Source organism: Bacteroidales bacterium (genome assembly GCA_035342335.1).
Classification (GTDB): Bacteria; Bacteroidota; Bacteroidia; order Bacteroidales; family JAGONC01; genus JAGONC01.
This window is the reverse complement of sequence record DAOQWY010000002.1, coordinates 162,646-178,508: the sequence shown is the minus strand read 5'-3', so window position 1 is coordinate 178,508 and position 15,863 is coordinate 162,646. Positions and strand designations below refer to the sequence as shown.

Annotated in this window: 6 protein-coding genes; 4 read left to right on the top strand and 2 right to left on the bottom strand. The window is 50.1% G+C overall.

The features are described from left to right. Window positions 1-345: 345 nt before the first annotated feature. Both PKI34_01940 and PKI34_01935 read left to right on the top strand, forming a co-directional pair. Entirely contained in the window at window positions 346-9,609 is a 9,264-nt protein-coding gene (locus PKI34_01940; protein ID HNS16566.1) for a carboxypeptidase regulatory-like domain-containing protein, read from the top strand. A 95-nt stretch (window positions 9,610-9,704) separates the two neighbouring features. Continuing rightward, window positions 9,705-11,654, top strand: coding sequence for an ATP-binding cassette domain-containing protein (locus PKI34_01935; protein ID HNS16565.1), 1,950 nt, complete (start codon window positions 9,705-9,707; stop codon window positions 11,652-11,654). Window position 11,655: 1 nt separating this feature from the next. Here the strand turns inward: PKI34_01935 and PKI34_01930 are convergent, their stop codons facing one another. Together PKI34_01930 and rfbA are read right to left on the bottom strand one after the other, a co-directional pair. Then, window positions 11,656-12,630, bottom strand: coding sequence for a polyprenyl synthetase family protein (locus tag PKI34_01930; GenBank protein HNS16564.1), 975 nt, complete (start codon window positions 12,628-12,630; stop codon window positions 11,656-11,658). Window positions 12,631-12,641: 11 nt separating this feature from the next. Beyond that, the gene (rfbA, locus tag PKI34_01925; GenBank protein ID HNS16563.1) at window positions 12,642-13,502 is read right to left on the bottom strand and encodes a glucose-1-phosphate thymidylyltransferase RfbA; all 861 of its coding nucleotides are present in this window, start codon (window positions 13,500-13,502) and stop codon (window positions 12,642-12,644) included. A 69-nt stretch (window positions 13,503-13,571) separates the two neighbouring features. Between rfbA and PKI34_01920 the strand changes: the two genes are divergently transcribed. Together PKI34_01920 and PKI34_01915 are read left to right on the top strand one after the other, a co-directional pair. Then, the gene (locus PKI34_01920) at window positions 13,572-14,519 is read left to right on the top strand and encodes an NAD(P)-dependent oxidoreductase (GenBank protein ID HNS16562.1); all 948 of its coding nucleotides are present in this window, start codon (window positions 13,572-13,574) and stop codon (window positions 14,517-14,519) included. Between the two features lie 89 nt (window positions 14,520-14,608). After that, window positions 14,609-15,847 (top strand): 6-phosphofructokinase, encoded by a 1,239-nt coding sequence (locus PKI34_01915; GenBank protein ID HNS16561.1) that lies wholly within the window; start codon window positions 14,609-14,611, stop codon window positions 15,845-15,847. Window positions 15,848-15,863 lie beyond the last annotated feature (16 nt).

Below are 15,863 nucleotides of genomic sequence, written 5' to 3'. Positions count from 1 at the left end.
TTGTATTTCATAAAATCTTCATTAATTTTACACAACATTTGACCGAAATACTTGCTTATAATTTTGTTTTGTTTTAATGTTGCATGATTTTTTAATAAATTTCCCTGGCATTCATGGAAGTTAATTAATAATAATGTAGTACTTTTACTCTGACTTAAAATAGAGAAGACCATAAAATATTCAGTCATTACTTAGGCGGGCATTTTTCGGGAAATCCAAAAGCTTTGATATTGCTGAGGATGAGTTCGTTTATGAACCAGACAAAAAAAATGATTTATTTTTGAATTAATTTTATTTATTATATATTTGCAGCAAAATGTCTTATTAACTTAAAATTTAATACGTATGAAAAAGGTTACTCTTTTTGCAAGATTAACAATGATAACGATGTTTTCATTGTTTTTCGGATTTCAGATTGGTGCCCAGATGGTAATTGACGTTGGGACCTACTCAGGAACAGTGTCCTATATGCCGTTCTATGGTTATTATAACTATGGTTTTTCCAAGTGCATTTATAAAGCCACAGATTTCGGCGATAACATGCCCAAACTCATTACCAAGGTAGGGTATTTCGGCACCACACAGTATGGTGGTTCCAATCCCATTCTGAATCTGACATGCTGGATGAAGGAGATCAGCGAAGGTGCCTGGACCACCAACACGTTCCCTGACAATGACGCAGGCATGATCGCCGATGGATGGACATTGGTCTGGGCGGGAGATTACCTACCGTTTGTCGGGGTCAATGAATTTACACTCACTGCCCCCTTCCTTTACTCCGGGCAGGGGAATCTGGCCATCGCCTGGCGAAATATGGACGGTGCATACAGCGGAAACCGCTATGTTTACTGGGAGCGTTATACCGGTGCGACCAATCAATCGGTGTACAGGTATTTTGACTCTCCCGTACCGCCACCATTCCCAACCGGAACTTATACGAACATCGTTCCCCGGTTAAGGGTATTTTTCCTCCCGCCAACGGAAGGAACCGTTACGGGTACGGTGACCGATGCGGCGTCCGACCTGCCCGTATCCGGGGCACTGATGAGGGCCTACAGCGTTTTTGGTGAAGTCTTTGCATTCACCGATGGCGCAGGTAACTATTCAATGACCATAGGAACGATGGGCAACTATACCACCGTTGAAGCCAACAAGGCAGGGTATGACGTTGCTTCGGTTGAGGTGATCATTCCTCCTGAAGGAACCGTTGATGCCGATCTTGAACTGAGTGAGGCAAAGGTCCCGGTCAGTGGCGTCCTCGCCCAGATCGTCCAGGCCGATGCCAATGTGGTGAAAGTCACCTGGAGCATACCCGAAGGATTTTACGAAATCATCTATGATGACGGTAATTTTGAGAACATGATCGCCTGGCAAACCCCGGGCAACTACAATGCCCTGAAGTTCACGCCGGACGGATACCCCTGCACCATTCACTACGGTTCGGTCAATATCGGCGACGGTACCTATCCGACAGGTGGTGACATCTTTCAGGAATTCACCATCGCCATTTTTGATGATGACGGCGCCGATGGCATGCCGGGAACAAAACTTGCCGAAGTGGATGTGACACCGGAAGAAACCGGCTGGGTCCTCTGGGATATCAGCGACAGACCGGTGGTCATCACCAGTGGCAATTTCTACGTTGCCATGGAACAGGGTGGTTCATACCCCGACTGTGCTCCCATCGCCATTGATGAAACCAGTCCGGTGTTCCGCAGCTATCAGAAATTCGGAACCGGCCCGTGGTACGAATCTGCGTTCAACGATTTCATGATCCGTGCGGTCGTTTCAAGTCCGGGCGGAGCAGGAGCCAACCGCGCAGATAAATCCGTGATCCATCAGGGTACCAGACCTCCCAGAGATACCTACATGAGCCTTTCAGATCCCAAAATGAAAATGGGTTATGAAGGTGAAGGACTTTACAGTCCGGTGGATGGCGGCGATGCCCCCAGGGCACTGTCGCATTATAAGGTTTACCGCATGCAGGAAGGTGATGAAACCAATCCGGGCAACTGGACGCTTCTGGCAGGTTACGTAACCAATACGGTCTATTATGATAACTCCTGGATCTCCATTCCCGACGGTGGTTACCGCTGGGCAGTGGTGGCCGTTTATGATGCCGGTGACTCCCCTGCAGCCATCTCCAACCTTCTGGGGAAAAACTGGACATCCGATGTTACCATCAATATCACCCTCTCGTCAAACCAGAGCCCCGAAGGTGCTTATGTTACGTTCATCAACCAGGATGGTCTTCCGGAACACAGCTACAGCGCCGTTGCCGGCCCTACCGGTGTGGTGGAATTCAAGGGCGCCTGGAACGGAACCTATGACCTGACGATCTTAATGGCAGGATACGACCCCTACATACTCAATGACTATGTCCTGAGCGGAAATGTGACCTGGGATGTCGAACTTCAGGAAATTACCGACCCGCCAAAGAATCTGTATGTGGATCCGCTGACCTTGCTGGCAACGTGGGAAAAACCGGGCGGAATGACGGAAGTGTGCTTCTATCCTTTCCAGAGCCAGGCACAATATGATGAGTGGACGGAAAATCCGACCAGTTCCAACTGGGCGTATTATACAAGTCTTGGTAACCCTGCACCCTGCGCATATTTCAATTGGTCACCTTCCGTGACAAATTACACGCACACACTGACCAGCCAGGTGTATGATTGCAAATTCTTTACTTTTCAGCTGACCCTGGAATTTGATGTTTACCTGAACAATTTTTCAGCAACCAACCAGGAACATCTGGCAATCGAAGTGTTTGACGGAACAGAATGGATCACCATTCGCGACTTTGTCAATTCATCCAGCATTGCCTGGACACACTATGCAGAGCAAGTCCAGGACTATGCCAATGAGAATTTCCAGATCAGGCTGAAGGCCTACGGAGCCGATTGCTACAACATCAACTATTGGGGAGTGGATAATGTGAGGCTCTGGAATTACAGCGAGAAAAATCCCATTGGATTTACAGTGTACCTGGATGATTTTATTTCAGGGTTTACCACTGAAACGTTCTTCCAGTATGACCCCAATACCATTTACTGGGGCCAGACCTATGTGAGCGGTGTCAGCTGCTATTATGCCAGCGGCCATTCACCCAGGATCAACTACACCTGGACTTCCGCCTACCTGCCTCCTCCATCCAACCTCCAGGGAGAAGACGTTGGTCATACAGCTCACCTGACCTGGGATTTACCATCCGGACAGGGTGATGCGTACTGGATCATTTATGACAACGGCAATGCTGACAATGCCATGGCCTGGTACGATCCGGGTGGAGAGACAGCCGTCCGCTTCACGCCGCTGGCTTGGCCCTGCACGCTGCAATCATTCCAGATGTATATCTGGGATGGCACTTGGCCGGCAGGTAACATTTATGTACCCTTCAGAATCAGGATTTACGCAGCCGATGGTTCGGGCGGATATCCCGGAACACTGCTGGGACAGAAAGATGTCACACCAACAACTGCGTACTGGGTGACCTTTGATCTTTCTGACCTGAACATTGTGATCTCATCGGGTGATTTCTATCTGGCACACTGGCAGCTGGGTGTGTATCCAAACTGTGCTCCGACAGGGATCAGCTCCAGTTCAGCAGGTACTGGCCGTGGTCTTGACCATGCGGTTGGTGAAGCCTGGGGTGCTCCTGATTATGACCTGTATTTGATCCGCGCAGGGGTTTTCGGAAGTATGGAAGGCAATTATGTACTTGAACCTTCCATAATCCATCCTCCTTCAACTGAATCCATTGATCCGACGGCTTCTGCTTCCATCAACGCCCCGAATGGTCAGGCGCTGAGCGGAGAAGTAAAGCTTGGTAAGGCGAACTATAATAACGGTGAAAACCGCGAACCGGAATATGGTGAGCTTATCTCCTTCAACATCTTCAGGGATGGCGTGCAAATAGCCAATGTAGCTCCGTCACAGGGTGGCTCACAGGAGTATTTCGACCAGGGTTTGGCCGCCGGCTTCTATGACTATGAAGTTAGCGCAGTTTATGACAACCCGACACCCGGTGAATCTGGGAAGGAAGGCCCGACAACGGTCTACATCAATGGTGAAGGCACGATCTACGGTACGGTTTCCAAGTACGGCAGCCAGTTCTTGCCAATCGAAGGAGCACTGGTTACCGCCACCGGCTCGTGGGGTTCCTTTATGGGATATACCGGGAACAACGGTTCCTATATCCTGGAAGGTGTCACGGAAGATACGTACACCATGACCGTGGAAGCTGACGGTTTTGAGACCCAGGTTCTTGAAGGTGTTGTCCTTGCTGATGAACAGAATCTTGAAGTGAACTTTGAACTGTATGAATTCCCGTATCCGGTGATCGGTGTAACGGCAACGCGTAACGCAGCCCACACCGAAGTGCTGGTCGACTGGTATGAGTACAGCGATTTCTACACGATTTTCTATGATGATAACGAAGCCGATAATGTCACTGCCTGGCAAAAGGGCGGAAGCATGCACGCACTGCGTTTTACACCAATGGCCTATCCGGCTGAGATCTACGGTGTCCAGATCAACATCTTTGATGGTTCGTGGCCGGCAGGTGCCAATCTGCAGCCTTTTGAAGTCATCGTTTATGCCGATAATGGTCCTGACGGGATGCCCGGATCAGAACTGGGCCGTACCATGGTCGAGCCGTTTGCCTATGGATGGGTGGATGTGAACTTTACAGATCAGGAACTTACCCTTGCCAGCGGCGATTTCTATGTTGCCATGGTTCAGATCGGCGACTACCCGAACTGCGTACCCATCGCCATAGATGAAGACGCCATGGTTTACAGAAGCTACTCGCGCGATGCTTCAGTGAATGGACCCTGGATGGTCTCCGAACTGGCCGACTTCATGATGCGTGCTTTCGTATACGATGAAGAAAAAGGCATGAGCATCCTCGGTTATACTGAAAATACCCGTACGGTGAACATTGAATCACTGGGCGACAATGCCCTGACCATGAACACACCGAAACATGTCAGTGGAACCTATACGGTGGGCGACGGTAGCTTCAAACCGGTCAAGGAAAATGAAGTTTCCAGGAACATTGAAAGTTATACGGTTTACCTGGTTGAACAAGGCGACGAAACGAATCCTGCCGCCTGGGTTGAAAAAGCCGAAGTAACCGAAACCAGCTACCTGGATACCGACTGGACGACCTATGCAAAGGGATGGTACAGATATGCAGTGACTGCAAACTATACCTATAATGTATCCGAGCCGTCACTCTCGAACCTTGTACCCAATGGCTTCGAACATTCCGTGACGATCAATGTCCGTACAAACGATGGCTCACCGGCTACCGGTGCCATCGTTAACCTTGCAAGGGAAGATGGCAACCCCAGTTACGTTTACACTGCTGTTGTTCCGGAAAATGGCGTGGTATTCTTCAACAAAGTGGTGTGGGATGGTATCTACAAACTGGATATCACCAAGGATTATTACAATCCCTATGCATTATCCGGACTTGCCATCTACGCCGACATTACGCTGAATATCCAGCTGGTGGAAATATTCCTGCCACCGGCATGCTTCTTTGTCGACAATATGACAGGTGTTGCTACATGGTGTCCTCCGGTACTGGAATATCAGACCGCTTTTGAAGAAGGATTCGAAGGTGGTGTCATTCCTTCAGGATGGACCCAGGAGTACCTCAGTGATACCCAAACCCCATGGACGGTCAGGACCGGTGGTGCACAGGGCGTACCCGAGATTGCCCACGAAGGTCAGTACAATGCCTACTTTGTTGGAAGTACGGCCATCACGCGTCTGATCACTCCTCCGATCAATCTGGCCAATGCGATGGTACCCAAACTGAGCTTCTGGCATGCCCAACCAGTTGGTGCAGGTCAGGATGAATTGAAGATTTACTATAAGACAGCACCAAATGCATTGTGGAAGACCCTGACAGGATATTTTGAAGATATTCCCAACTGGCGTCACGAAGAGATCAACCTGCCGATGCCAACCGGTACCTACCAGATTGGATTTGCAGGTGATTCTCCGCAATCATCCGGTATGGGTATCAGTTTGGACGAAATCAAGATTTCCGTTGGTGTCATGCCTGATGGACGTGCCCCGAGCACTGCCAGAGCCCTTGAAGGATACAATGTATACCTGAATGGGATCCAGCTGGCCTTCACACAGGAGCTGACCTATACCTATACCGACCTGGTCCTCGGACAATTCTATGTTGCCGGTGTTCAGGCCGTTTATAGCGGCGGTGAATCCATCATTCTTGAAGTGCCCTTCACCTACTATACCTGCGACTTCTTTGCCCCGCCGTTGAATTTCACCGGTGCGGTCAATGGAATGAACGTCATACTGAATTGGGAACTTCCGGCTGGCATTGTCCCCGTTGAATACCTGATCAAATATGACGACGGTGTTCCCGAAAATGCAGTCCAATGGTACGATCCGGGCAGCGAATTTGCCGTACGGTTTACCCCCAAGGGCTATCCGTGCGACATTCTGAAGTTCCATATGCATATTTGGGACGGTACCTGGCCGGCAGGAGATATCCTGAACCCATTCAGAATCGTTGTCTATGACGATGACGGTCCCAATGGATTCCCGGGCACGGAACTGGGTCAGATGGATGTGACTCCTGAGAACTATCAGTGGGTTGTCTTTGATATCTCCAGCCTGGGAATTACCATCAACGACGGTGATTTCTATCTGTCACACTGGCAGCTGGGAGTCAATCCGAACTGTCCACCGACTGCCATTGACGAAACATCAGCCGGACAGGGCAGATCATACGAACGTCAAGGGGGCGGTGCCTGGGTTGAAGAGGTCTCCTATGATCATCTCATGATCCGTGCTACGGTGTATGGTATCAGCATTGGCGGGCAGGTTCTCGAACCGGTCACCGTTCAGCGTACTAACAATGCGATCGATCCGTCTGCCGTCACCAGCCTGAAACCCTCGGGAGTGACACCGCCAGTCGGCGATATCACCCTGGGCGATGGCCAGATTGAAGTGACCAACAGCAGAGGCGGCGACTTTATCCTTAAGGGATTCAATGTATGGAAGGATAATGTAAAACTGACACCGATACCTGTTGCATCAACCGTATACATTGATCACTGCTCACCGGGTGGTTTGTTTGAATACAACGTTACGGCTGCTTACGACTTCGGTCAGAGCTGTCCGTTCGATCCTCCGTTCATCGCCAATGTCGGTGGTGATCTGCAGCCTCCTGTTGATCTGCAGGCGTTCCTGCTGGAAAACGACGATGTGCTGCTGACCTGGAGTCCTCCGGGTGCACCTACCGGTGAATGGATCGCATGGGACGATGGCGTATATGACAGCAGATTAGGCCTGACCGGAATCACAGAACCTACATCATGGTTTGCTGCAGCAAGATTCCCGGTCACCGACCTTCTGCCCTACGACGGAATGTATCTTACCAAGATCAGGTTTGTCGCAGCTGAAGCTACGACCATAGCCACCTATTCCGTAAAGGCTTGGGTTGGCGAAAATGCTGCACTGGAAGTAGCCAGCCAGGATGCACCCAGTCCCATCATCAACGATTGGAATACGATTACGCTGGATGATCCTTATCTGATCGACGCCACGCAGGAACTCTGGTTCGGTGTGGAGATTGTTCAGGTCGCGGATGGTTACCCGATGGGTATGGATGCAGTTACCAACTACGACGGTAAGGGTAATAAGATCTTCTACGAAGGAGCCTGGTACAATTTGCTTTCAGATTTCGGCATCGAAGGCGATTTCAATGTTGAAGCCTATGTTGCCACCGAGGCTGCCAATTATGCTCCTGTTATCCCGATAGCGAGGGAAGAAGTGAAGAGCCCGGGCAATACCACCCTTGGAGTCGCAAAGGCTGACAATCCAGCCTACGCTCCGAATGAGGATACCAGAGGCTTGATGGGTTACAACCTGTGGAGAAATGGCAATAATGTTGCCTATATCCCCACCCCGGATACCTCTTATACGGATGCCGGACTATATCCTGGTAACTATGAATACTATGTGTCTGCCGTTTACACCGAAGGTGAATCCTGGGCTGAAGGTCCCGCTTCCGCGACCGTAACCGGCCGTGGTACACTCAAGGGTTATGTATTCAATGCCCAGAGCGGCGCACCGGTCGTTGGTGCTACCATTTCCCTGCCGGGTGGATACACTGCCCAGACAGGATACGATGGCAAATACAACATGGCCAACGCACCGGCCGGCACATACGATGTGACCTGCATTGCACAGGGTTTCAACACCAAGACCATTCCTGGTGTGGTGATCAAGCATCAGGAGATCACGGTCCTTGATTTTGGACTGTTCGATGTGACCGTTGCTGTCCTTCCGTTCTTTGAACCATGGGATGCAGCATCCTTCGATGCTCAGGGATGGACATTTGATCCTACCCCAAGCCCCAACTGGATCATGAATGATGCCGACGGTAATCCGGCGCCAACAGCTGCGTTCCAGTGGTATCCGGCTGTGGAAAATTACTCCATGGCACTGGTAAGCCCGCGGATCGACGCTACAACCGCCCTAAATAACGTCTCCCTGAAGTTCGACCTCTTCCTGAGTGGTTACAGCTATCTTGCGAATAACTTCCTGAAGGTCGAAGTTTGGAACGGCACCAACTGGATTGAAGTTGCCGAGTTTGATGATGCAGAAGATATCGCATGGACGACCTTTAAGTATGACATCACCGATGAGGCGCTTGGTCAGCTGACAAAGGTGCGGTTCGTAGGCCATGGTGCTGACAGCTACGACTTCAACTGGTGGTATGTGGATAACATCAAGGTGTACGAATCCGTTACTTATACGCTGTATGGCACTGTCACTGAATTGGCTGGTGGTGCACCGATCGAAGGTGCTACGGTTTCCGTGGAAGGTTACGACCCGGCCTATACCAGTGCTACCGGTGAATACTTCGTCGACGTTGAACCCGGTACCTACGATGTTGTCTGCAGTGCCGAATGCTTCAATCCGATCGTTGTCTATAACCTGGCAATCACCGGAGATCTGCTGAAGAACTTCGCACTGAACCAGCCCATCCTTGTGGTGGATCCGGGTCAGATCGTTGTTGATCTTGCACCGTATGGCGTGACCACCGAGTACATCACCATCACCAACGATGGAAATGGTGTCCTCAAATGGATTGGTGCCATTGATCCTGACGTTACCTGGGTTGAACTGGGTGTCAATTCCGGTACACTCGGACCGGGTCAGTTCGTCGAAGTACCTGTCTTCATTGCTCCGGAAGGACTCTTTGAACCAGGTGACGTACTGAATGCATCGATCAACATTACTGAAGAACTGGGTTGCTCCAGTGAAGCGATCCCGATCTCGATGACCATTATCGTCGGAATGGATGATCCGATCTCCGATGGTATGATCCAGGTCTATCCGAACCCGGCCAGTAATTATGTGAACCTGACGGTCACCAATGATGTGACGGAAATCAGGATCGTAAATTATATCGGTCAGGTGATGGATGCCATCAATGTGGTCGATTCCAAGCTGATCCAGCTGAACACTACTTCCTACGCCACTGGAACCTATATGGTGGAATTCACCAGGGCCAACGGCGATAAGGTTACCAAATCAGTGGTGATTACACGGTAATCGTAACACTGAATGCAAAAAAAGAGGCTCCACCGGGGCCTCTTTTTTTTTGGTGAGGAGGCACCTGTTGGCGCCCCCTCACTATCTTTGTAACCATGTATTCGGTCAACAATATCACCGTCCATTTTGCCGGGAATTATCTGCTGGATGACGTTTCGTTCCTGGTCAATCCCAGAGACCGCATCGGATTGGTCGGGAAAAACGGCACCGGAAAAACGACCCTGCTGAGGATCATCCATGGAGAATTTGAGCCAGAATCCGGGCAGGTAATCATTCCTTCGGGAAAGAAAGTGGGGTACCTTCCCCAGGAGATAAAGACCTTTCGAAATACCACGGTAATTAAGGAAGCCATGACGGCCTTTGAAGAGGCCATCCAGCTGAAGGAAAGCATCGAAACAACGAGTGTGGCCATCAGCCGGATGACCGAATTCCAATCAGGTACCTATGATCAGCTTATTGAAAAATTAAATAAGGCAAAGGAACGATTTCAGGTGATCGGTGGATTTCTGATGGAGGCCAAAACGGAAAAAGTTCTCTTAGGCCTGGGATTCAAGGCGCGGGATTTTGACAGACCATTGTCCGAACTCAGCGGCGGGTGGCAAATGCGCGTTGAACTGGCCAAGATCCTTCTTTCGCGGCCTGACCTGATCTTACTGGATGAGCCGACGAACCACCTCGACATCGAATCCATTCAATGGCTGGAGGGATTTTTAACTTCCTACCCGGGAGCGGTCATCCTTGTTTCCCACGACCGTGCCTTGCTCGACAATGTAACCTCCAGGACCATCGAGATCTCGATGGGAAAGATCATCGATTTCAATGCAGGATATTCGGATTTTGTCGTGATGCGCGAACAGCTCAGGGAACGCCAGATGGAGACCTATACCAACCAGCAACGGCAGATCGCTCAGATTGAGCGGTTCATTGAACGGTTCCGGTATAAGAATACCAAATCGCGCCAGGTGCAGTCGCGGATCAAGATGATGGAAAAGATGGAAAGAATTGAAGTGGAGGAGATCGACCAATCCGCCATCCATTTTTCCTTCCCTCCGGCACCAAGATCCGGGAAGGTGGTCTTTGAAGCAAAAAACCTGTCCAAGCATTTTGGAGATCTTGAGGTGTTGCGTGACCTGAACTTTGCCGTGACGCGCAATGACGCCATTGCCTTCGTCGGCCGCAATGGCGAAGGTAAGACGACGCTCTCCAGGATCATCGTCGGTGAGCTTGACTACGAGGGGACTGTAACTTTCGGGCACCGGGTCAGCATCGGTTATTTCGCCCAGAACCAGTCTGAGTTGCTGGATCCTGAAAAAACGGTGTTCCAGACCATTGATGATGTTGCCGTGGGGGAGATACGGCCAAAGATACGGGGGATCCTGGGCAGTTTCCTGTTCAGCGGCGACGCTATCTATAAAAAGGTGAAAGTTTTGTCGGGCGGTGAGAAATCCCGCCTTGCCATTGCCTCTTTGATCCTCAGGCCTGTCAATGTACTCGTTCTGGATGAGCCTTCCAACCACCTGGATATGTACTCGAAGGATATACTCAAAAATGCACTGATCCACTTTGACGGAACACTCATCATTGTATCGCACGACAGGGATTTCCTTCAGGGATTGACCAACATGGTGTTTGAGTTCAGCAACAAGGGGATCCGTCAATACACGGGTGATATCTATGATTACCTGGCAAATCGCAGGATGTCATCCCTGAAGGAGCTTGAGATCGCATCTTCTGAATCGAGTGAACGCACTTCGAAGGCGGCCTCTGATCAAAAGCTGAAATACGAGCAAAAGAAAAAATCCAGCAGGGAGGAACGCCGGCTGACCAGCCGGATCCACCTGACGGAAGAAAAGATCAATCAGCTTGAGCTGGAAATCAGCCAGATCGATCGTTGTCTTTCCGATCCGGTGTCCCATCAGCAAGAACTTTCTTCCCCCGGTATTTACGACAGGTATGCCCTCCTGAAGGAACAACTTGACGCTGAAGTTTCGCAGTGGGATGAGCTTCACAGGGAACTGGAGCAATGGAAAAAGCTCAACGGATAGTTCAGAAAGTACGTTGCCTCATTCCACGGATGAGCGAATCCAGAGCGGACTTCCTGTCAGGATGCACCCTGACCCTGTCAAGATCCTCCAGGGCCCTGGCATAGTATCCACCCATCGCCTCCACTGTGTGATCCTTGATTTTCAAGGCAGAATACAAATCGGTGATACGGGCCACCTTACCAGCCTGATCCGTTGTGGGATGATGATAGAGGCTTTTTAATTCATCAAAGTCACTGCCTTCGGCAACTTCAAGTGCTTTCAGGTAGAGGTAGGTTTTTTTATTGGCGACGATGTCTCCGCCGGTTATTTTTCCGAACAGGGCTTCATCACTGAAGATGTCGAGAAGGTCATCCTGTAGCTGAAAAGCCATTCCCATGTTCAATCCACATTCATAAAGGCGCCTGGCTTCCTCTGTGCCAGCACCGCCGATGAGGGATCCAATTTCCAGGCTGCCGGCCAGAAGCACGGCTGTTTTTAGCCGGATCATGACCAGGTAGTCCTGGATCGGAACATCGTCCTGTTTCTCGAAATTCATGTCAAGCTGTTGTCCTTCACATACTTCAATGGCCGTTTTGGTAAAAACTTCCAGCACGGCAGGCAGCACGGCCTCTTCACAGTGAAGCAGATGCTGATAAGCCAGTGCAAATAAGGTATCACCTGAAAGAATTGCTACGTTGGCATTCCATTTCGCCTGGACCGTTGGATGGCCTCTTCTCAGCGGTGCCTGATCCATGATATCGTCGTGCAGCAGGGTGAAGTTGTGGAAAAGTTCAATGCCGATGGCAGGGAGGAGCGCTTTTTGAACGTCCCGTCCAAACAGATCACATCCCGCCAGAACGAGGACCGGGCGAAGCCGTTTTCCTCCGAGGGATAACGTATACTTGACCGGGTCATATAATTCAGGTGGAAATCCATCGAAATCCCTCCCGGAGAGCGCATCGGAAAAGATCCGTTGAAGTGTCTCTATGGAATGCATTCCTGTTTTGATTACTTTACAAGATCGAGCAGATACTTGCCATACCCGCTGTTGAGCAGGGGTTGGGCTACAAGGGCCAACTGTTCACCTGAAATGAAACCCATTCGGTAGGCTATTTCCTCAATGCACCCTATTTTCAGACCCTGACGGTCCTCGATGACCTGAACAAACTGTGAAGCCTGCAACAGGGAAGCAAAGGTCCCTGTATCCAGCCAGGCGGTTCCCCTGCTAAGAATTCCCACCTTGAGTTTTTTCCTTTCCAGGTAATACCGGTTCACATCGGTGATCTCATATTCCCCTCTGGCGCTTGGTTTCATGCTTTTTGCCACCTGGATGACCGAATTGTCATAAAAATACAATCCAGGGACGGCATAATTGGATCTGGGATGGGCAGGCTTTTCTTCAATGGATGTCGCAGTCAGGTTTTCGTCGAATTCCACCACGCCATAGCGTTGCGGATCAGATACGTGATAGGCGAACACAATCCCGCCATCCGGGTCATTGTTGTCCTGAAGCAGTCCCTGCATTCCGGTGCCATAGAAGATGTTATCACCCAGGATCAGGGCAGCCTTATCGCTGCCGATGAATCCCTCCCCGATGACGAATGCCTGGGCGATACCGTTGGGAATGGCCTGCTCGGCATAACTGAACGATAATCCGAGGGAATGGCCATCGCCCAGCAGCCGCCTGAAATGAGGCAGGTCGTGGGGTGTAGAGATGACCAATATTTCGCGGATTCCGGCCATCATCAGGACCGACAGCGGATAATAGATCATGGGTTTGTCATAGATGGGCATCAGTTGTTTGCTTATCGCCAGGGTGATGGGGAATAAGCGCGTGCCCGAACCTCCTGCAAGGATGATCCCTTTCATGTTGTGAAAATTTTAACAAAAATATCAATTAAATCCATTATTTTTGATGAAATGACACCTATGTTCAGTATGGAACGAAAGGTTCTTTTCATCGACACCGCCCATCCCTATCTAAAGGAGGAGCTGAACCGGCTGGGCTTTACCTGTGACTTTTTTCCGGACTATGCTTACAATGATTTCAGTAAGATCATTGCTGGCTACACAGGGATCATCGTTCGCAATAAAATCAGGCTGGATAAGGAGTTGCTCGGCCGTGCACCTGCCCTGCGTTTCATCGCCAGGATCGGTGCAGGAATGGAGGGCATCGATACTGCCTTTGCCCTGCAACGCGGGATTGCTTGCCTCAATGCACCGGAAGGAAACAGGGATGCCCTGGCAGAGCATACCCTGGGGATGATCCTTGCGCTGATCAACCATATGGTGCGGGCGGATGCACAGGTTCGAAACGGGATCTGGGACAGGGAAGGCAACCGCGGCACCGAACTGATGGGAAAAACCCTCGGGATCATTGGCTATGGAAACATGGGAAGTGCATTCGCCAGGCGGCTGAGTGGTTTTCAGATGGAGGTGCTGGCTTACGATAAGTACAAGAAGAACTATGGGGATGCCTTTGTAAAAGAAGCCAGCCTGGAAGAACTCCGGATGAGATGCGATCTGGTGAGCCTGCACGTTCCTCTTACTGCTGAAACCAGGTATATGGTTGACGATGCGTTTATTCGTTCGTTCAGGAAAAATTTCTATCTGATCAATACCTCCCGCGGACAGGTGGTCAACACGGCTGATCTGATCCGGCATCTTGATTCAGGCAAGATCCTGGGGGCTGCCCTGGATGTCCTGGAATGGGAGGACACCTCCTTCGAAGACCTGAACAAGAATGCTGACAATCCACTCTTTATGGATCTTATGCACCGCGAAAATATCATCCTTTCGCCCCATGTTGCCGGATATTCGGCTGAGTCGCCCCTTAAAATGGCGAAAGTGATGGTCGACAAGATAAAAAATGAGTTCGGGTTGTAAAAAATTCTAATTTTGCACCTGAAAATTTTCTGCCAGCTAATGGTAAAATAACTGATTATCATAAAGATACTCAACTTTGATTATTCCGAATGAAACGAGACGATAAAGTTTTCAGTGGGAAGACACTTGCCATTTTGTCGGGAGGCGGGGATACTCCGGCCATCAACTCCAGCATCGAAGCGATACGTAACCGGGCCTCATTGCTGGGTTTTCACGTGTACGGCATACGGCACGGCTGGAAAGGATTGCTGGGTGACGGGGATGTTGTCGATCTCACACATCAACCCTACAACGGATGGTATGGCGGCTCCGCTTTACGGTCAAGCCGCACGAATCCCTTCCCCTCGAAAAAGAATCCTGAATCCAGGATTCCACAGGTCCTGCAAAATCTTGACCGGTACAAGATCGATGTACTGGTCACCATTGGAGGCGACGACACCAATGGAGCTGCCAAACGTCTTTATGAAACGGAAGGCGTTCCGGTCATCGGGTTTCCTAAAACAATTGATAATGATTTAAGAACCAGGACAATACATCATTTTAACGACACGGAGATCGAAGCAGTTCTCTGCCCCGGATTTCCATCCGCATCAAAAGCTGTGGCGGAATATACTTCTCGTATCAGAACCACCGCCGAATCCCATTCCAGAGTCCTGGTGATGGAAGTGATGGGAAGGGATGCGGGGTGGCTCACCGGTGCTGCTGTATTCGGAGGTGCCGACCTGTACCTGGTCCCGGAATTTGAGATCACCAGTGAGCGGAAAGAGTTTTTTCTGGAAACCGTGAAGGAATCGTATCTGAAATCTCCCAAAAAAACCCTGATCATTGCGGTTTCTGAAGGTGTCAGGTGGTACGACGACAAACTGGAAAAGGTGGATGTGGTCTATGCCAGCTCCGAAGTGGATGAATACGGACATCCGCGCTTTGGCGGAATAAGCGGGATCATCGCCAGTGAAATTTACAATAAGCTTCATATCGAAGCCAGGGCAGTGATCACGGGTTATTACCCCCGTTCGGGTAACTGCAGTGAATATGACCGCCGCCTGACCATGACACTGGCCGATAAAGTGGTCGATCTCATTCTCAGGGAGGATTATGGCCAGATGCCCGTCATGAAAGAGATTGTCACCTATGACCATCTGGAAGAATTTAATACCGGCTCAATCGATATGGGAAGAGTTGGCAATCGCTCGCTGCCTGAGGAATATTATGACGTCAACAGATTCCAGTTTTCGGATGCTTACGTCTCCTTTCTGGGCAATATCCTCGAACGACCCAAGACCCTGGATTTTATGTATGATTTTCCGGTCGTTCTTCCTGAAGAATAAGTGCACGGAAAACGAT